Annotated in this window: 17 protein-coding genes; 2 read left to right on the top strand and 15 right to left on the bottom strand. The window is 37.8% G+C overall.

Annotated elements, in window-relative coordinates:
• Positions 1 to 96: 96 nt before the first annotated feature.
• The 3 genes from CR194_RS16285 to CR194_RS16275 all read right to left on the bottom strand — a co-directional run bounded on the left by CR194_RS16285 (position 97) and on the right by CR194_RS16275 (position 4829).
• On the bottom strand, positions 97 to 2781 hold the full coding sequence (locus CR194_RS16285) for a hypothetical protein (RefSeq protein WP_110610972.1): 2685 nt from the start codon (positions 2779 to 2781) through the stop codon (positions 97 to 99).
• Between the two features lie 180 nt (positions 2782 to 2961).
• Positions 2962 to 4317 carry an MATE family efflux transporter gene (locus CR194_RS16280; RefSeq protein ID WP_110610970.1) on the bottom strand — a complete coding sequence of 452 codons (1356 nt, stop codon included), beginning with the start codon at positions 4315 to 4317 and terminating at the stop codon, positions 2962 to 2964.
• A 128-nt stretch (positions 4318 to 4445) separates the two neighbouring features.
• Complete coding sequence (locus CR194_RS16275) at positions 4446 to 4829, bottom strand: OsmC family protein (protein ID WP_110610968.1); 384 nt, start codon at positions 4827 to 4829, stop codon at positions 4446 to 4448.
• A 169-nt stretch (positions 4830 to 4998) separates the two neighbouring features.
• On the opposite strand from CR194_RS16275, the gene CR194_RS16270 reads away from it, so the two are divergent.
• The gene (locus tag CR194_RS16270) at positions 4999 to 6201 is read left to right on the top strand and encodes an MFS transporter (RefSeq protein ID WP_233254400.1); all 1203 of its coding nucleotides are present in this window, start codon (positions 4999 to 5001) and stop codon (positions 6199 to 6201) included.
• A gap of 169 nt (positions 6202 to 6370) precedes the next feature.
• On the opposite strand, the gene CR194_RS16265 is transcribed toward CR194_RS16270, so the two are convergent.
• The 3 genes from CR194_RS16265 to CR194_RS16255 all read right to left on the bottom strand — a co-directional run bounded on the left by CR194_RS16265 (position 6371) and on the right by CR194_RS16255 (position 8973).
• On the bottom strand, positions 6371 to 7165 hold the full coding sequence (locus CR194_RS16265; RefSeq protein WP_110610964.1) for a VLRF1 family aeRF1-type release factor: 795 nt from the start codon (positions 7163 to 7165) through the stop codon (positions 6371 to 6373).
• Positions 7166 to 7437: 272 nt separating this feature from the next.
• Complete coding sequence (locus tag CR194_RS16260; protein ID WP_110610962.1) at positions 7438 to 7854, bottom strand: hypothetical protein; 417 nt, start codon at positions 7852 to 7854, stop codon at positions 7438 to 7440.
• A 147-nt stretch (positions 7855 to 8001) separates the two neighbouring features.
• Positions 8002 to 8973, bottom strand: a complete 972-nt coding sequence (locus CR194_RS16255; protein WP_158282299.1) for an MBL fold metallo-hydrolase — start codon at positions 8971 to 8973, stop codon at positions 8002 to 8004.
• A gap of 377 nt (positions 8974 to 9350) precedes the next feature.
• Here CR194_RS16255 and CR194_RS16250 point away from each other — a divergent pair, with 377 nt between their 5' ends.
• Positions 9351 to 9491 (top strand): FbpB family small basic protein, encoded by a 141-nt coding sequence (locus CR194_RS16250; RefSeq protein ID WP_110610958.1) that lies wholly within the window; start codon positions 9351 to 9353, stop codon positions 9489 to 9491.
• Positions 9492 to 9584: 93 nt separating this feature from the next.
• Here CR194_RS16250 and CR194_RS16245 read toward each other — a convergent pair whose 3' ends face one another.
• From CR194_RS16245 to CR194_RS16205, 9 genes are all read right to left on the bottom strand, one after another.
• On the bottom strand, positions 9585 to 9914 hold the full coding sequence (locus tag CR194_RS16245) for an SCP2 sterol-binding domain-containing protein (protein WP_110610956.1): 330 nt from the start codon (positions 9912 to 9914) through the stop codon (positions 9585 to 9587).
• Between the two features lie 102 nt (positions 9915 to 10016).
• Complete coding sequence (locus CR194_RS16240; RefSeq protein WP_110611132.1) at positions 10017 to 10742, bottom strand: lysophospholipid acyltransferase family protein; 726 nt, start codon at positions 10740 to 10742, stop codon at positions 10017 to 10019.
• Positions 10743 to 10929: 187 nt separating this feature from the next.
• Entirely contained in the window at positions 10930 to 12261 is a 1332-nt protein-coding gene (locus CR194_RS16235; protein WP_110610954.1) for an arsenic transporter, read from the bottom strand.
• 146 nt (positions 12262 to 12407) lie between these two features.
• Positions 12408 to 14171, bottom strand: a complete 1764-nt coding sequence (arsA, locus tag CR194_RS16230; RefSeq protein WP_110610952.1) for an arsenical pump-driving ATPase — start codon at positions 14169 to 14171, stop codon at positions 12408 to 12410.
• 262 nt (positions 14172 to 14433) lie between these two features.
• Positions 14434 to 15582, bottom strand: coding sequence for an NrfD/PsrC family molybdoenzyme membrane anchor subunit (gene nrfD, locus CR194_RS16225; RefSeq protein ID WP_110610950.1), 1149 nt, complete (start codon positions 15580 to 15582; stop codon positions 14434 to 14436).
• A 25-nt stretch (positions 15583 to 15607) separates the two neighbouring features.
• On the bottom strand, positions 15608 to 16708 hold the full coding sequence (locus tag CR194_RS16220; RefSeq protein WP_110610948.1) for a 4Fe-4S binding protein: 1101 nt from the start codon (positions 16706 to 16708) through the stop codon (positions 15608 to 15610).
• A gap of 54 nt (positions 16709 to 16762) precedes the next feature.
• Positions 16763 to 17371, bottom strand: coding sequence for a TorD/DmsD family molecular chaperone (locus CR194_RS16215; protein ID WP_110610946.1), 609 nt, complete (start codon positions 17369 to 17371; stop codon positions 16763 to 16765).
• A gap of 23 nt (positions 17372 to 17394) precedes the next feature.
• Complete coding sequence (locus CR194_RS16210) at positions 17395 to 18084, bottom strand: 4Fe-4S dicluster domain-containing protein (RefSeq protein ID WP_110610945.1); 690 nt, start codon at positions 18082 to 18084, stop codon at positions 17395 to 17397.
• A gap of 33 nt (positions 18085 to 18117) precedes the next feature.
• Positions 18118 to 20676 (bottom strand): molybdopterin-dependent oxidoreductase, encoded by a 2559-nt coding sequence (locus tag CR194_RS16205; protein ID WP_110611130.1) that lies wholly within the window; start codon positions 20674 to 20676, stop codon positions 18118 to 18120.
• Positions 20677 to 20703: the final 27 nt, after the last annotated feature.

Raw genomic sequence — 20703 nt, 5'->3', positions numbered from 1 at the left:
CAATATTTACGCCTCCTTCAGTACTCACTTTGTGTCGTTAGTTTTTCTTAAAACAAAAAAAATATCCCTGCATGATTGCAGGGATAAAAATAATCACTAATATTCTTTTATTGTGTGCTTTTCACTTACTTCATCCATCATCTCATATTGAAGATATCTAACTTCAAATACTTTTAATGGATCGTAGAAAGAATCAGGATTTTCCTTCATCACTTCAAGTTTTTCTTTCGCAGTAACAATCTCTGATTCAGCTTCATCAATAAACTCTCTTACTTGATCAAGTGGTTCATCAAAGGCCATGATGATGTCTGATTTCAAAGCTTTCTCAAACATATCGAACTCAATGAAAAATTGCTCTATAAGGTCATGAGCTACATGATCGAAACTGTCGTTTTTAATGTACTTTTGGTATTGTTGATATAAAACTTGCTTATTTGATTGCATATTTCCAAGTAATTTACCTGCGCTTTTAAGAAGGATTTGCGAAGGATTCAAACGGTTCATAATATTAATGTCTTTCACTTCTGCTCTATTGATCATCCTCGTTAAGTCACGCTTCCAGTCCTCCAACACTTGAAAATCACATTGCAAGTTCATACGCGCATCACCATACATCTTATTAAACGCGTCACTCATCTCATTCAAGTATTGTTGAGTCTCTGACATCTCCGTTCTGGACGAAAGTAGCCACGCTTTTAAACCTGCTTGAAAAGAAGGGATCAAATCTCCAGAGAGATAATTATCTATTTTACGATTCATCTTTTCGTTTAATTCAGCATGAATTTTCCTGAAATCACTCTCTTCATCTAACTCTTCTGAAGTAGCACGAAGAAGCGGCGGAATATCATCCCACACTTTCTTTTTCATCTCTTCTTTCAATGATTGATATGATTTCATCAATTCTGTACTTTTTTCTGATTTAGAATCTTCCAGATGATTAATCAAACCCTTTAATTTATTTCTTACTTCATCATTAAATGATACATCTTCTTTATAATCGTGTTCTTTCGTGACACGCTGCTGTAGCAAATAAGTCAATGATGAACGAATCAAATACAATAGTTTGGCTGGCTGTAGTTGCTCTGCTTTCATTGGATGAAAGGAGAAATGAGCTAAGATAAATTCTTGCAGTTTTCTTCCGTCGCTTCTTGAAGATATAATAAACTGCTTAGCAGAAGGGAAAAGCTCTAATAGAACTCTATCTAGACCGGCACCTTGAATTTCTCTATCCATTTCATTTATAACAAAATGAACAGGGGTTTGCTTGTTTCGTTCTTTCCATTTTTTCAAGTGATCATATTCTCTGTCCGAAATTGATTTCCCACCTTCAACAACATATAGAATTCCATCAGCGATGTTTTGAGAATCAAGCTTTGCTTCTTTTGTAGACTTTGCGTGGATGATTGTTCCATTTAAATCTCTTAACAAAGAAGTTGGCCAGCTTAATTCAACCACAGCATCTTTATTTAATTCGTTCATATCTGCTACAGGATGCATTCCTGTCTCAGAAATTTCATTCATTTCAGCCCGATCTGCGCCTGGCTGAATAAAGGTCGTCAATTCATCATTTGTCAATAAATCCTCACCGAGAAGCACGTTCATCACGGAATGAGAGCTCTTACCATCCAAACCTCTAATAAGTAAAAACTTCTTATTGAACTGACGAATTTGCGATAATAGCCAACTCTGTTTAGGCTCTATGCTTACTTCATTCACTTCAGCCCAAATAAGAATCGTATCTAAAAGGTCGGTCATTTCTCTTGTCTTTTCATTCGAAGGTGCTCGGTGGATAATCATTCTTTCAGCTTTCTGTAGTGTTCCTTCATCTAGCGTATTTGGAAAGAACTCGTCCCATGCGAGGGAAGCGGTTGCTGGGAACAATGTTGCAGGACCTGTTGTGAGATTTAACCAGTTACGAACAAGACCTGGTAAAACTGTTTTCAAATCAGAGATGAAGTATTGACCGCTCATAAGTTGCAGGTAACTATCATAGTGAAGCTGAGCAATGATTTTCCAATCATCTTCTGATGATACGTTTACACGGTTAAAAATATCATTCATTGTTTTTAACCATGCTAAACTAGAAGGCCCTTCTTGATAACTATGCCACAATGATTTGACCATGATTGAGAATTGCTGCTTATTCACCTCATATAGAGATAACAGGATTTTCTCGAAGTACGTAGGAGATAAATCTAGTGTCCGCCCGTTTTCAACATATTCATTTAATATTATGAACCAATTTAATGACTCTGTTCGAACAGCCTCCTTTGCTGCGAGATCAACTGCTTTAGACCAATCTTGTCGATCTTCATAAAAAGTACGGGCAATGTCTGTTACATTTGGGTAATCAGGATTAATCGTCAACGCTTTTTCAATATATTTTAGGGCTTTATCTTGTTGATTTTGCTCAGAATATAGAGCTAGAAGCTGCAAAGCTACTTCAACAGACAAAGTGGTACTGTCGGTTTGAATGCTAGTGTACGTTTTTTCTGCTTCTTTTAGCCACCCTAAATCGTAATAAGCGTCTCCAATATTTTTCTTCGCCCAAGGACTATGATCTCCCTTTACATTTCCCCATTTATAAATAGCCGCTTCCATATCCTTATGATGGTAATAAACCTCACCTTGAGCAAAGCGAATCGATGATAAATCATCTCCCTCATTCATTTGCTCATGGTAATATGATGTACCTAGTGCTTTCACTGGATATTTTAGGCTGGATTCGTCCACTAATGTTTGAAAGTAAGTCTTGTTTATAAAGTGTTCTTCCATGTTCATGGTTCTTCCCTCCTGTAAGTTGCAAATTTAGAGATAATTTCTCGTCAAGCAACCTCTATGAAACATTATCCTCATACTATTCGTCACAAATTGTATTTTTTCGACGCACATTGAGAATATTCTTAAGTAAATTTTAGCTGATTTTTGTCCATTTTAATAGCTATGTTATAAATTAAATGATTATTCGTCGGATTTTTCGTTTTCTATCACCTTTATTTCACGCCACTTTCCATAGTGATAGTATCCAACAGCAAGCACACTGCTAAGTACTAAACTTACCGCCATTCCAACGCCAATTCCTCGTTCGCCAAGCCATAAAGAGAACAAATAAGTGAGGGGAAACCGAAGCACCCAAAAGGATAAAACGTTCAGAACGAATACTTGAAACATAGCACCTGCAGCACGTACAACGCCGTTTAAAACGAAGTTGACCCCTAAGAATGGATAGAAAAAGGCAACTGTCTGCACGTACATCGTTCCAAAAGCCACCGTGTCCTGGTCTTGTACAAACAAAGAGACCGCTCGTTCTGCGTTGAAAAAAACAAGCGCACTCATAGTTAATGAAACAGTGGCAATCAGGATTAATCCATTTTTGGATATTTCCCCTACACGATCCCACTTCTCCGCTCCAATATTTTGTCCTGCCATACTATTTATCGCTGAACCCAGTGTTAACGCTGGCAGCATGATCAAACTATCTAATCTCTGGGCCGCTCCAAATCCTGCGACAACTTCTTCGCCAAAACTAGTGACGACCGTCATAATCGCTAATACTCCCCCTGAAATAACCATCATAGACAGTCCCGAAGGAAGCCCCAACTTGAAAATCCGTTTTAATTGCTTCATCGCAGGCATAAAGGGAATGGAGAAAGGAACACCTGCTTTATAAACGGAATAAATTAATCCGTACAAAAATGCAGTCCCTTGAGAGACAATCGTAGCATAGGCTGCTCCGGCGATTCCCCAATCAAACACTGAGATGAAAATAGGGTCAAGTACGGTATTCAAGATCACAGCAAGCAAAACAAAACGAATAGGTGTTTTACTATCTCCTAAAGCTCTTAAGACGGTAGCGATAAAATTATATCCAAACAAAAACAAAATCCCGACAAAATTAATTCTTAAATAAAGTGTAGCTAAAGGAAGGATTTCATCAGGTGTACCCATCCATTGGAGAATTTGACCAGAAACAAAAAAGCCAATCAAACCAAGTATAATAGTCAAGGAACCTAACACAACGACAAAGCCATTTAATGATTTTTTTAGACCTTCATCATCTTTTGCTCCTTTATGTTGAGACAAAACTGTTAAGGCAGCAGTATTTATTCCGATTATGAACGAGAGGATCGTAAAAACGACCGTACTAGAAATTGCTAGAGCTCCTAAAGCGTTAGCACCTAAAAGGTTTCCAACCCAAATGGAATCGATCACCTGGTATGATGTCTGTAAAATATTAGTTAAGAAAATTGGAGAAGAGAATAAGACCATTTTCTTCATGATACTGCCTTCTGTAAAATCATATTGTTGTGCACTCATATAGACCTTCTCCTCGCCACTGCGGTATCAACATCGCCCCTGATAGTAAAATCTAGAATATATTTATTCATCGACTCGAGTATTCTTCAAATATCGAAAAAAAGGAAGGGAACCCCTTCCTTTAAATCTTATTTAATTTCAAATGTTTCCGTAAGCTCCACTGAGTCAATGACTGTTTGTGCCATAGGACAATTTTTGCTTGCTAGTTCTACTGCCTTTGCAACTTTTTTATCTGTTAATCCTTCACCTTTGATAACATAGTGAAGCTTTATATGAGTCAACCTGTTGGCCCTTTCAGGGTCACGAGTTACATCTGCTTCAACTTGAAGATCCTCTACGCTCATTCTTTGTTTTTCCAAAACTTTTCTTAAAACAGACCCACTACATACGGCAATTGAACTCACCATAAGTTGAAAAGGTCGATATCCTTTTTCTTCGTTTCCAGACACTGTAAGCTTTCCGAATTCGAATTCTGTTTCAAATCCTTCGTCATGGTTAAAGTGAAATTTCATTTGTATCTTCCTCCTGAAATCGATTTTCGTTCTTATATTTTAATCGTATTACTTATTCTCGTCACGTAAAACGCCTTTATCTTCTTGCAAAGCTATAAAAACAAACTACAATGGATGGTGGGAGAGAGCGTTCTCCTTTAAATTCCCCACGAAAGGAGTGATGATACGTATGACTGAACATCCAAAAAATAACCCCGTGTACCGCTATTGGGTTCTTGTTGGAATGGTGCTTATAGCCGGTTTCTCTCAAGGAATGCTCCTGCCTGTTTTAGCCGTAATGCTTGAAGGCTCTGGTGTTTCTTCCTCTGCAAACGGTTTAAATGCTGCAGCATTATATATAGGAATTATTTTAATTTCTCCATTTATTGAAAAGCCTGTACGAAAATACGGATACAAACCAGTCATCGTAGTCGGGTTGATCATTCTCTGTATCTCCTTAATGCTCTTCCCTCTATGGCAAGCCTTTTGGTTTTGGTTTGCGTTAAGATTAATCGTTGGGATTGCCGATAATTTAATCCATTTTTCCACACAAGTATGGATCAGTACCACAAGTACCCCTGAAAAACGAGGAAGGCAACTTTCCTTATATGGATTAGCCTTCGGGATGGGATTCGGACTTGGACCTATGATGACTAGACTTCTTGAAGTGAATGATTATTTACCCTTTATCGTTGCATCATCTGCCAGCGTAATCGCTTGGATATTTATGTTATTTCTCAAAAATGAGTGGCCAGCAAGTGACTTTGAAACAGCATCTCAACTTAATACCATCACTCGTTACAAAAAAGTTCTTAAGCTTGCTTGGTTTGCCTTATTACCTGGTTTTTGTTTTGGTTATTTAGAAGCTTCCCTACACGGAAACTATCCGGTTTATGCCTTACGAATGGGAATCGACATTCAATTCGTTACCGTCTTTCTTCTTCCTAGTTTTGTATTCGGTAGCTTAATCACTCAATTACCGTTAGGAATTCTTAGTGATAAGATTGGTAGAAGCAAAGTTCTGCTCGGTTTAATGGCATCTGGTATGATAATCTTTTTCTTCATGTCATTTATCGAACATATCCCATCACTTCTCCTAAGTTTATTTATCATCGCAGGCATGCTTTTAGGATCATTATTCTCTTTAGGAATAGCCTATTTAGCTGACCTTGTCCCTGCCAATCTCCTCCCAACGGGCAATGTCATGACGGCAGTTTTATTTGCCGTAGGAAGTATGATTGGACCCGTTGTAGGTGGGTTTTTAATTGAGATAGTCGGTCAAGGCGCCATCTATTATTCTATAAGTGCAATGCTTGCGGTCATGTTTGCAGCTGGATTGCTCTTTCAAATACAGTTAAAAAAACAAAATGCAATCAACAATCAAGCAGCATAAACTTTGGTCATTCTTTAGCTCATCCAATAGTAATTTAAATTGCTTTATCGCTTTCATCTATGGAATTTCCATCCATTCTGATCCCAAGAGACGATCAATATAGTGTACTTATCCCTTTTATTAAAATGACCCTTGAGAAGCTGGCAGCTCATCAAGGGTCATTCGCTATTTATTTAAACACTTCGTCGAGGATTTTCGTTGACTCAGAATTATTTAAGTTTTTGCCGACTGTTCCTGCAGGTTTTGTCCGGAGACTACTTTCAAAAGATCGAATCATTTCTGTGTCACCAACGAGGTGGATTTCACTCCATTCCCGATCTTTTTTCAATTGCTCAACATTACCTGCCATTTTCTTGTAAAACCGATTTAAATTTTCGTCAAAACGTTGTTGGATCTTGTCCACGTGACTGGCACCTGAAGCTGTTCTATCACCTGAAGCAAGACCTTCTTTAAATGTCCATTCTTCGCTGCCAGGATCGAACGTGTACGTGCGCTCGTCATTAATTTCTCCTAATGAAGTATCAATCACCTTTACTTCATCTAAGTTAGGTAAAATGACTCCTGAGCGTGGATATTGCTTTTGAAGATCTGTTAATTGATCAAGGACTGGGTGGTTTTCCCAATGAAAACTTGTTTCAACAGGCACTTGTAAATAATGAACAGACCATAAATCATCATGTTCTGAAGCGAAAATAATGACGCCTTTTTGAAGCTCAGTGCGGTTTGATTGGATTTCATCATCGACTTTTTTCTTCAGCTTTTTATAACTTTTCATTTGCTCTTCATTTCCTGAAGCATCTAAGTATTCTTGAATTCGTTTCAGTCCATTTTTTAAGCGAATTTTCCACTCACCTTTTTGTTGATCAGGATCAGTTGGATCAGTATTTAAATAAACTGAGAGAACACAATTTTCATCTTCACACTGGAAGTCTTTTAAATAGTTAAGCTCATTTTGTAAAGCCATAATATCTGATTCCTCCTTACTATATCTTGTACATTTCTGTATCCGAATTATCTATCGTTAAAACGTAGAATTTCTAAATAAGTGGTAATTCGTCCAATTTATAAAAGCTATGGAGATTCTTAAATATCTATGTTGATAAGGTTTTTTATAAAAAGGCTACCCAGAAAATAAACTAAAGATCGCGTGGATAGAGTCAGTGTCGGACGAATCTGGGTATAAAAATGAGGCTGCTCCCTCTTAAAAGGGAACAGCCTCATGTAATAATCTAATTGCTATTCGATTCTTCGCAATTCTTCATCAGGGGTTGGAAGAGCTTCTGTTTCCACAGCCTCTCCTTGCTGAAGTTTATTTTTTAAATCTTTCAATTCATTCGTAGAATCTTGGACCGCTTCAAGCAAATCAAACACATGGGCCTTCATGTTTTGTGATGATTCCATGAGTTTCTCTATGTCATCTGAAGCCGATTCGACAATTGCTGAGATTTTCTCACCAGAAGAACGGATCTGATCGACCACTGTATCACGATTTTCGTTAATCACTTTCACCCAATGTTTTGTTTGATTCGTGGTACTACTTACAAAATCCACCACTCCTGTTCTGGCTTTATTGTTAGAAGCGATGTAAATAGTTCCTGCAAGAACACCTACAATTGATCCACCTATAGCCCATTTCTTTGTTTGATTTTCCATATACACGTTCCTCCATTCGAATAGTAATTTCGACATCTCTCTACCCATTTTACCAGTAAAATGAAAAAGCAAACAATTGTTTTAAAAAAACTCATGAAATTGTAATAAAAAAATGGGCTATCTAGGTCGTATGTCTATCCTTCGTCATTATGTTTTCCGATAATAAGTCCGATCATTCTCACTGAAAGAGGTGACTTCTCCCTGCTCTTCTAATAAATCTAAATGCCCTAATGTTTCAGAGAATGTTAAAGCTGTTTGTTTTTGATAAATTTTAGGATAAAGTTTTTTACTTAAATCAAATACTTGGATTGGTTCTTCTCCCATTTTCCGCTTAAATACTTGAGCCTTTTCTTCCATCCCTTTTAATCTTTCTTCAATCAACTCTCTAGGGTTTTCAATACCATCCCCATGTCCTGAATAGATAAATGAAGTATGCAAACACTTCTTTAGCGCCTCTCTATATTGTATCAATGTTTTCGGCCGTTCTACTTCATTCCAATAAGGTGCTTCAATAATAGCATTTGACGAAATATGAGCTATGAGATGATCTCCTGCGATCGCTGTACCATCTTGCTCATGAATAAGCGAAATATGACTTTGAGCATGTCCTGGAGTCTCAATGACTCTCCAGTGAGGTAAACCGTCGATTGTATCTCCTTCCGACACTTCTAAGTCTAACGGAACTTTCGTTGTGTATTTTAAATAATTATTATGAATACGATCCATTTCCTCTATCCAATTCATTGGAACCCCATGTTCTTCATAAAAATTATAGAAGTAATTCCTTGTATTCAATAAAAACTGTTCATCCCTTTCAAGCCACGGACGAAGTTTCGGATGCCCAACTAATTTAGCATTTGGCAAAAATTCCTGGACAAGCCCAATATGATCTGGGTGATGATGAGTCAACACGACAATGTCAATATCACTCGTCCTTACATTGCATTCGGCTAATTTATTTCTCATTTGAGTGAGCGCATCATCCGTTTTAGGCCCTGTATCCACTAAGGTCAATGCATCTCCCCGAATCAGAAATGTATTTATTGGCCCTACTAAAAACGGTGTAGGTATAGTAATCTGATAAATCTCTTTGGAACGTTGCTTTAAAGATGTTTTCATTTCTGCGATCCCCCTAAATGAATGGCTATTCACTTTTTCCATTCTATTGTACCTTATTAAAATAAACTTTCAAAATAACTCAACTAATTTTATCCCCAGCACACTTATCCACAAGGTTGTTAACATTGGGGATAAGTTTCACATATAAACTTTAAACAATAAATGATATGTTAATAACTTTGTGGATAAAAACAAATCAAAAGTTTGTTTTTTATACGGGAAATATGTTACTCACTTTAAAATTAATCCCGTGCATAAATACTATAAACATTTTGTTTACAATGTTCGCAAAATTGTAACAATTTTCACGTGTTTTCGGCATAGATTTAAGTGTATAATTAAATTGTAAGAAAATTTCGATTAAAGGATGGTCAGTTATGAGAAAACGTTTTCACAAAAGTTTCGAAGAATTAGTAAAGGAAAATAAGCAAGCAATTATAGAAGATCAAAAAGCACTCCGTCAAATTGAGAAGAAGATAGATCAAAAATATGACGGTAGTAATCTTCAAAAAGCATAAAAAGTGGCGTGCCCATGTTACATTGGAACGAATATTAACCATAAAAAGCTGAACCTCCAAAAATACTGGTCCAGCTTTTTTGTATATCTTAGTTTATTGATACTTCTTAATTAAAGCTTGTAATTTCAGGGCATGCCCCAAATCTCCTTGAACCTTCAATTTACCGCTCATGTAAGCCATCGTAGGGTTTAAATCATCATTTGCCAGTTTGATGAAATTTTTATCACTCATTGCTAAAGTCAGACGAGGCTCCCATGGCTCACCTAGCTTAAACTCCGCTTGATTATTTTCCACTTTCAATTGGTACTTCCCCTCATCTGAACCGCTAAGATCAAATTGATAAACATAAGATAAACCATCTAAATGACTTGGATCCTGATTCATTTTCATTGTTAATTGCTCAAACGTATTTTCAACTGACATGTTTCATCACCCTTTCAAAATGATTGAATGTTCATTCATTTATTCATTATACTATAAAACGACCTGAAAAAGTCCCCTGTTTTAAACAAGGGACTTCACTTTTTATTCATTATTATTCATCTTGCTAACAATTTGTGCTTGAGTTTGATCCGCAAGATCTTGCCCATCTACTGAACTATGTTGATGAATACGAATAGGTTCAGAAATCGTTACATATACATCTGCTGGAGTAATTTTATTTTTGTTTGCTTCCATCATATTATATGAACCTTCGATCGTCACTGGCAGAATCGTTACATTTGATTTTGTCGCCAGCTTAAAGGTACCTTTTTTAAATGAGGCAACAGGTCCTCCCTTGCTTCTAGTCCCTTCTGGAAACACTACAAGATTATAGCCGTTCTGGAGTTTGTCTGCCCCTTCAATAATCGACTTGACTGCTTGTCTGCGGTCTTTCCGATCCATGAAAACACAGCCCATATATTCCATCCACTTACCGATCATTGGAATTTTTTTTACTTCTTTTTTGGAAATAAAACCGATTTTCAAATCCAGATAGCCTAATAGGATTGGAATATCGAAGTTCCCTTGATGATTACTGACAATCAGCACCGGTTCATCTTTCGGAATCAGTTCCTGACCTTTTATATGAACCCTTCCTCCTGCCAGTTTTACAAGTCGCCTAGCCCAATTTTGATATTTAGTTCTTATGTAAGCATGAAATTCTTCCATCTTCCCTTGATCTTTTAAGCGCTTGGCCTTAATTAGCCCCGGGGAAATAACGATTAAATAAATGAAAAAATAAATAAACCATATTGCAGTTCGTAGCATATCTACCATCCAATCTCTTACATTAATAACCTATATTATATCAGATAAACTGACTTCTCGACTTACTTAATTTCAGAGTTAACATAAGAAAACAAAAAAAAATTCTTTTTCGCGCTAAACTTGAAAGACTGGACTTGAGAAGAACTCTTAAGTCCAGTCTTTGAAATTCTTCAATAACCGTTTTTCTTTAAGCAATAATCAGCATCCACAAATATAGTCCTGTTAACGTAATAAATAGTGTTGGGATCGTTATGACAATACCAACTTTAAAGTAATATCCCCACGAAATTTTCACTCCTTTTAGAGATAAAACATGTAGCCATAATAACGTAGCTAATGAACCGATGGGGGTGATTTTAGGTCCCAAGTCAGATCCAATCACATTCGCATAAATAAACGCATCTCTCATAGGTCCCGTAAGGTCGGCATCATTAATAGCAAGGGCGTTGATCATCACTGTAGGCATATTGTTCATTATTGACGATAAAAAAGCTGCAATGAAGCCCATGGAGAGAGTACCAATAAATAACCCTCCACTAGCTGACTTCTCAAGTACGCCTGCTAAAACATCAGTTAATCCTACATTTCTAAGCCCATAAACAACCACATACATACCTATTGAAAAAACTACGATTGCCCAAGGTGCACCTTTCATCACTTGGCCCGTATTGACTGCGGGACTTCTGCGAGCCATCAGCAAGAAGAAAATCGCAATCGTCATAGCAACGAAAGAAACTGGAAAGGTCATCTGTTCTCCTGAAATAGGCCCTGTAATATAGACAAACTCACTGACAAAATAACCAATCAATAATAGACCTAATACAAACCAAGACATCCTGAACATTTTATGATCTTTAATCGCTTCTTTCGGCGTTCTTAACATGGACATATCATACTGTTTAGGAATGTCTTTTCTAAAATAGATATATAAAACCAGAATACTTGCTCCTAAGGAAAAAAAGTTAGGTACGATCATATAAGTGGCATATTCTATAAAGCCAATTCCAAAGAAATCGGCTGAAACAATATTAACCAAATTACTTACAATTAACGGTAATGAGGTGGAATCTGCTATAAACCCGCTGGCCATGATAAACGGTAAAATCATCGCCTCTTTAAACTTCAATGCTCTTACCATTGCAAGCACGATTGGAGTAAGAATTAATGCCGCTCCATCATTAGCAAATAATGCTGCTACTACTGAGCCTAATAGAGAGACGAAGACAAACATCTTCACTCCATTCCCTTTCGCTACTTTCGCCATATGCAAAGCAGCCCACTCGAAAAATCCAATTTCATCTAAAATAAGCGAAATGATTATAATTCCAATAAACGTTAAAGTTGCATTCCAAACGATCCCTGTTACCTCACCGACGTCTTGGAAACTAACCACCCCTACTAAGAGAGCTAGAACAGCTCCGATTGAGGCTGACCATCCAATAGACAAACCCTTGGGTTGCCAAATAACTAAAACTAGAGTAAAGATGAAAATAGCTGATGCTAATACGACTGATGTCATGATGTTCCTCCTGTACTTTGAAATCAATTAAATTATATACGTTTTCTAATGTCTTTAAAGATGAAGGAGAGTGGATACAGAAATCCCTCTCCCTTTTGAAGTGTGTTTACAAAGGTAACCTGATATACACAGCTTATACAATAATATTAGTAGACCAGCGTTTTTAACTTTTCTAAGCCAATAACCTGATCTGCTTGCCACGGGACAATAACCGTTTGCTTAGATAACTCATTGTTTACTTTCTCTATCCATTGCTGCTCTGCAAATGATCGACCTTTTAACACAGGGTCTGTTGTATCGGTAGCTTGAAAGCTTTGGTTAATAATCCACCAAGCTGGTTCAATTTCAGCCCTTCGAAGATCTTCTTGCAAACGGCTCGCTTCAAATACTGGCGTAGCTTCTGGTAGCGTTACTAATGAGACCAAAGTTTGTTCATGATCGCGAAGTCGCGGCAATAACTTCTTCACGGACTCTGGCATATCTCCGGCTGTTCTTTCCACCTCTCGATGATAAGACTCGGCTGCATCTAACAAGAGCAGTGTATGACCAGTAGGAGCTGTATCAACGACTACAAAAGCCCCTTCACCTTTGTCTACGACCTCAGCAAAAGCATGAAAGACAGCTATCTCCTCTGTACAAGGAGATTCTAGATCTTCTTTAATATAGGCCAATTCATCTTCTGTTAAATCCTTGCTTACCTTATTAAGTACGTTTCGTTTATATTTTTCTACTTCCGCTTTTGGATCTACCTTACTGATATTTAGTGTACCTATGAAAGATTCTTCGTTTAACACATGAGTTAAGTGGGCAGCCGGATCCGTAGTGGTCAAGTGAACGTTGTGACCTCGCTCAGCTAAGCCTACAGCAACGGCTGCAGCCATCGTTGTTTTTCCTACACCACCTTTACCCATTGTCATAAACACACCATGACCTCTTGGCTCAAGGTCATCCACAATGGCTTTGATCGAGGGGAGATCATGGGATGCTTTACGTGTATTTAACTTAGTGTCATATTCAACGTTTGACTGGAAAAATTTTCTCATTGCATCCATCCCAGTTAAATTAAAAGGTACTAATGGTAAATAGAACGTAGGCGTCTTTTGAAGTGCGATAGGCATATTATTTAAAGCTTCTTGCTGTTTACCTTCTAATTTAATGGCCAACCCGTCATCTGACTGCCGGTCAAATACACCGTTTATAATTAAAGATTGATTTTTTATTCCGATCTCTGCTAATTCTTGTCCGGCTCTCTCCGCTTCCTCTAATGAGGAGGAATCAGGTCTGGATACCAAAACGAGGATGGTCTCCTCTCCATTTGACAAAGCTTCAACCGTTTTTGCATAAAGTGCTTTCTTCTTCTCAAGTCCTGCAAGCGGTCCGAGGCAAGATGCTCCGTTTTCATTGCCTTCCAAAAAGTCACTCCATGCTGTCGGAAGTTGAAGGAGTCGTAACGTATGGCCCGTAGGCGCTGTATCAAATAAAATATGATCAAATTGCTCTGTCGTTTCTTTGTTGGCTAACAAATTTGTAAACTCATCGAAAGCCGCAATTTCCACCGTGCAAGCTCCGGATAACTGTTCTTCCATACTTCTTAATGCCGATTCGGGAAGGACTCCTCGGTAGGGACCAATCATTTTCTCCCTGTATTGGTAAGCTGCTTCCTCAGGATCTAAATTTGCAGCAAATAAGTTTGGAATTTCTTCTATTTTCGTTGGTTCATTTTTCAGTTCGATTCCAAACACATCTTGCAGATTAGACGCTGGATCCGTACTTACAATCAATACTTTTTTTCCTTCTTCCGCTAATGCTACTGCTGTAGCACATGCTGTGGAGGTCTTACCAACTCCACCTTTACCAGTGAAAAATAAATGACGTGTCTTTGCAATATCACTTGGTTGTAGTCTATTCATTAGAAAAACTCCTCATATCTTATTTTTTCCAAAATCAACCAATGGAATATCTTATGGCATAATATTTATGTTATTCTTTTATAAAATGTTTGCAGAACACTATATAACGATTTCATTATATATCTCTGTCGTTATATAATCAATACGTTATATAATGATTCTTTTATGTATTGATGAATAATTTGACACATAGTTTATCTTCTCTTATTTAGATGAGAAAACACCAAAGGCTGACTCCGAAAAGTCAGCCTCTCTTCAATGATTAAACTGCACTCGGTCGCAGTTTCTTCTTTTTATCCTGTTCCGCTTCCATATGAGTCGATTCATCGAGCTTTAAAAGTTTGACTCCAACACTATAAATAACGATTGTCCCTGCAATGGCACCTACAAATATAAGCCACTCAGTAATTGTCGAACTATATGACGTCACTTCCCCATAGGGCTGAACTAATTGTCCACCAATAACCGTCACATATTTATCGAAAAACATGCCTGATAAAACTAGGATACTAGCTACAACAGCCATACCACTACTACGTTTAAACATGATCATAAGTAAAGGGATAATCAGCCCTAATGCCAATGCCCCACCCCAGTATAAAACAGCATATTCACCATTGAAAATCAATGCAAAGTCAGGTGTTGCGGTGTAGAACATGGTTATTAACCGCCAAGCATTAAAGCCTAAAGCCACCGCTAATAAAATAGCCATTAATTTAGATAACCCCTTTATTGCGTTATCAACTTTAAGAGGTAGTTTTTCGCTACTGAATTTAAAAGTAAAATAAGTAAATATTGTTAAACAAGCAATTCCTGTAATCACTGCTGATAAAACAAAGAATACACTTGTCGCTCCGCCATACCAAAGGGGACGTTGAACAACGATAGCAAAGATCCCTCCAAGAATACTCGTTGCCGCCACTGCACCTGCTAGAGTAAAGTAAGAAGCATAATGCATGATTTTTTCATTTTTAGTGTGCATTGCAATGAATTCAACCAGCAACAATACAACGTAAACACCATAAGTGGCTCCCATCCACCACATTGGTGCTTGGAGATTAGGTGACGTAATGAAATTTAATGCCCTATCTAGTCTACCTAAGTCCATTGATAACACTAATAAGCCAGGAATTAGCACCGCTAATGCTAAAAAAATTGCTCGTTTACCTAGAAAATCAAATTGTTTAAACCCTAACACGTGCGATGCTGAAGCGATCATACACATTCCGCTGGCCATTAAAGCTAAAAAAACGTAAGCGACAATTAATAAATTCCACGGTATTAGCTCAGTTGAACCAAACAACACTTGACCTTGTATTAAAGTGTTTCCCATTCCAAACAAACCAGCCGCTATAATGATAAGCAAAATAGCTAAGCCTACTAAACTTTTCCCCTGCCATTTCATAGCCATTTGAACTCCCTCCTTTGAATCTTTCTCACCAGTCAGATAATAATGACCGTTTCTTTTCTTCTTTCACTTCACAATCTTCACATGAAGGATGGTTAACGTTTTTCTTGAAACCACATTTTGGACATGTATCTTGATTAATAATTTGTAACACATGACTTTCCAATAGATCTGACAATCTTCTAACCGGCTTTTTATAAACATGTTTACAAGCAGCTTCACAAATATCACAATCAATGCATTGATCTGTGTAAAACTGCAAAGACGCCGCTTCTTCCCCCTCAACTACTTTTAACGCTCCCGTCGGACAAATACTGGAACATTTTTGACAAATTGTACATTTGTTGTCTACTTCTATTTTTGTCGCTTGAAGTTTTTGTGGAAGTACACCTAAATCTCCCTGGTTAAGGTATTGTTCGTTAGCTCGAAGAAAGCCCAGGAGATACTTTCTTTTCTGGGTGTGGTTGATTTTATCTTTAAAACTAGCGATTTCTTCATACGAACCTAAGACAAAGTCACCTATTTGACTTTTCGTCTCTTCAGAAGTCATCTTAAAAAGCTCTCTTCGATTGTATGTTCTTTTCTTACCTATTTTCATATTTTCATCTGAAGAAACAGTTATTCTTCTTTCTCCTTTCAATTGTTCATTCCAATCTTTCAACCAAACCAATCCCTCTAAAGGGTCCCATTTCATTTCACATGTCTTACATATATCACCGTCACAGAACACTTCACTTGTCTTATCATACAACTCACTTATCATAAAATATTCAGGCGTCAAAGCTTGTAAACAAGGTAGTGCAACATCATTCCCCTCGCTTGACGCTTGGCGCTGGCATGTAAACGTGACAGACTCTTTTTGTGCGATTCGCGTTTCATATTTACTGATCATCTCAGATTCGTAGTACAAAGCTTCGGTTGGGCATGAATGAACACAAAGGTGACAATTGTGACAACGGTCTTCTTCCAATTTGATTTTGTTATCTACAATTGAAAAAGCTTCATTAGGACAAACAGCGACACACTTATCACAAGTACTGTTTTTATACCTTTCTCGCAAACAACTTTTTTCATTGAAACGAATAGAAGATCTTTCTTTCACTCTGCGATAGAACAACCGTTGCCACATCTTCTTCACCTCCTCGAATGATTTGTAAGTTCACTTTGGAATTACTATTAGGTCTTAAACTGTTGCTGGACGCAAAACTTTCTTTTCTGCTTCAAAAATACTTTTTGTGAGAATGCCTAATTGCTTGTAATAGCTATGAACTGAGTTTTTGACCATTTTATCTGTGAAAAGACTAATCCACCGTCCTAAGTGCCGATCGATAAATTCCTTTAATATATTCAAATATTTCAATTCATTTGTTTCAATGTACTTAAAGTACAAATAGTAAATAAATTCAAGCTCCACAGATATGTGATCTGCCGGTTCATGAAAAGATTCCATCTTTTCGATTCCTGCTTGTTCGTAAAGCTTTTGAACATGTGCAGTAGACTCACCCAGCAACCTTCTTCCTTCTTCTAAATAAACAGATCCGTATGGGGGGGCTAGCATATCAAAAGGGCCAACAAATAGTTTCGCATAATCAATTAACATCTGTTCATTTTGGTCAAATAGTTCAGCTAACTTTGTACTTTCTTTTTGAAGCTCTGGGTAAATTGAATACATTGCTTCATCTAAAATAGGAAAGAGCTCTTTATGTTCTTCCGCCGGCTTTTTAAATAACTCACTTAGAATTTTGAACACATTTGCTTTATAATGAAACTCCCCTAAGATTTGCTGCTCCATCGTTACTCACACCCTCTAAACTCTTATTTAAAATTTCTAACGTAAAATACTTTCGGTTTTGTTCCTAATTCATCTTTTAACGTTTTATGATCATCGGATAAGATTTGATGAATTTTGTCATCTGGATCATTCAAGTCTCCCACGTACATCGCTTCCGAAGGACACCTCGTCACACAATAAGGTTGTTCATCTCTGGCTAATCGATGATCACAAAGCTGACATTTTTCAACGATTCCTCGATAGCGAATGGCTTCATAATTGTAATCCCGCTCTGGATTGTAATATGGCAATTTGGCCCCTGATTTTTCTTGAACTTCAGCAGGTGTTGCAGACAGTTCACTCCAAGATTCCTGCTGAGACCAGTAATCATGAGGATCTTTCTTATTGTAGGAGATAACACCGTACGGACAAGAAGCCATACAAGCTTTACAGCCAATACACTTATCAGCATCGTGCAAGGTCAAACCATTTTCGTCTTTATACATTGCGGTAACAGGACAAGCTTTCACACAAGGAGCATTATCGCAGTGATTACACAAAGCAGGAATATATTCATAACTCACATTGGGAAAAGTTCCTGATTCATTTTTAATAAAATGCATCCAGTTCATCCCTGTATCGGTATTATTCTCATTTTTACAAACAACCGCACATGACGAACAGCCTATACATGATTGTAAATCGATCGTCATGGCATAATTTTTATTAGTCATTACCGTCACCTCCATACCTTTTAAAAGATTTGACTATACTTTTTCGACTCTTACTCTCGTCTGACCACCATGTCTCGCTCCGCTTCCACTCATTGCTTCATGAACTGGAGCTAAAATTGTATTGTTGTTTCCACCACGAGCAATTTGTTTTTTTCGATCGAGAGATGCGATATGACCGTATGCCCAATGTCCCTGACCATAACACTTACTAACGACACCCGGGCGAGTGCCTTCCCATAGTTTAGCTTTGACCGTTATCGTACCTGTTGGCGTTGTTAATTTTACGTTGTCTCCATTTTGAATTCTTAATTCTTTAGCATCCTTAGGGTTTATTTTTACAACATCGTCCCAAGCTTCATCTCCTGGATCTACATCCTTGAATTCTTGATACCATGACGTATTAGCAGAACGCGCTTCTCTGTTTAATTTTGAACGGTGCTCAGAGAAGATGAATGGATATTTATCTTTTTCATCATCGCCTACACGATAAGCCGGTTCGTAATGAGGAACGAAAGCCATCTCTCCTCGTTCAGTTTGCATCGCTGCTTCCATAACCTCATCAATCGTTGCATTATGTTTATCTGCATGTTCTTGCAATGCCGCTTTTAACGTTTCACTGTAAAATTCAAACTGCCCGGTCTCTGTTCCCCAATTTCCATCCCATTTTTGACGGAACCGATATGGAATCGAATTCCATGTTCCTATTTCTTTTAATTCTTCCCATCCATTGATCTTGTCTCCTTCTTTTTCATAGGAAAGATCCCAAAGTGGCTGAGTATACATTTTTGTGGCAATTTCGTTGAATTCTTCTTCATTTTCAGGACTCTTTCCAGTTTCAGGATCAGCAAACTCGTTTCGGAAGTAATCAATAAGATTAGAAAAACCCTTCTTCTCCAATGCTTCGCCAATCATCCATGGAATTTCTGTTTCATCGACTTTAATATCAAATGGTGATTCTATGACTTTATTTTGCATATGGAGATGAGTGTGTAAATTCCCATTACTTCCTCGGACAGGACTCAATCTCTCAAACATAGAGTGTGGAACTGGTAAGACAATATCTGCAAAATGTGTTTGTTCAGCAGGGTTCACAGTCATATGGACCATAAACGGTATCTTTGCTAAAGCTTCATCCCATCGTTCAGTCCCCTGATTACTGAAATTAAAATTAGTCCAGTAGCTCAAGACTACTTTTAAGTCATACGGGTCTTGATTTAAGATCGCGTCTGCTACTGTATTTGTTAACTTTACCCCACCAGATTTACTATCTTTCAAAGCTGGAAACTCTAATCTTCCACCATGGTCAATCCGTTCCATGCTATTTCCTTGTTCTGCAATAGAATCTATATAACTCTCAAACTCAGGAAAATCGTTAACAGGACAACTTTCCCCTCCGCAGATAACCCCGCCTTCGTTATCAGCAGATCCTACTAATCCATTTAATGCTGCTTGAGCCATAGCTGTATAACCACCTCGAACAACCATGCTTGATCCCGGTGAGGAGAAAGATATGCATTTTGGTGCTGCTCGACCAAAGTCTCTTGCTACTCTATAAATTTGTTCAGCTGGAATACCAGCTCTTTCTGATGCCCATTCAGGTGTTGCGTCTTTTAGGGCCAAGTTCCACCATTTCACCACACCATGGGTTTGAATTTCTTCAAAATCATCTTCATTGACCGTTTTTCCTACCTCAAATCGATTCACACCGTCTTTAAAATCTCCAACAAATGGCTTATACCATAATTCTTCTGTTAGTAATACATGAGCTATCGCTGTCGCTAATGCTCCGTCTTCACCTGGAATAACAGGGAGCCATTCATCTGACTTTGCAGCGGTTGTTGAAAATCTTGGGTCAATACAAGCTAATTTTGCACGACTTTTTAAATCTCCCCAAATGCTGGCCGTGTGAGGGACTTGCCGATTGGATGAAATAGGGTCGCCTCCCCAGAAAATTTCATAATAGGTATTTTCGTGATCATAATCAGCATACCCCCAATACCTTTCAGTATAATAACGTCCAAACTTCTCTGATTCTGCACAGATGGAACTATGAGATACATTATTTGGTGAACCGATGATTTTAGGCATAGCCCCATAGAGGATTCCATTCAATGCGGTATAGCGTCCTCTCCAGACAGAGAATTTATGTGTTTCGTTATTTTCTCTAAGTTCGATAATTTTGTCAGCAATTGTATCCATTGCTTCTTCCCAAGAAATTGGCACAAATTTCGGATCTTCGTCTCTTCCTTTTTTTGGATTCGTTCGTTTCATTGGTTGTTTCACACGGTCAGGATCGTAGACTTGCTGCAATCCGATATGTGATCTTACACAAGAGTGACCGTGATTTGCTTTTGCATTAGGATTACCTCTCACTTTTGTCGCCCTTCCATCAATGCGATAGATTTGTACGGCACACCAAGCGGTACAGCCCTGGCAAACACTGGCGATCCATTCTCCTTGTGGCTTGTTTTCTTCACTTGCTTGTGCCTTCGTTGAAAATGCATTCAAGACTGGTTTCGTCTGAGTTGCACCAGCTGCAAACAACCCTGTTAGAGCTGACGCTTTAAGAAAATTTCTTCTGTTCAATTTCACAACTTCCACCTCCAATTAATTTCCCTC

It is taken from the genome of Salipaludibacillus keqinensis (assembly GCF_003226325.1).
Classification (GTDB): Bacteria; Bacillota; Bacilli; order Bacillales; family Salisediminibacteriaceae; genus Salipaludibacillus; species Salipaludibacillus keqinensis.
The sequence above is the reverse complement of the archived record's forward strand: the minus strand, read 5'-3'. Positions and strand labels throughout refer to the sequence as shown.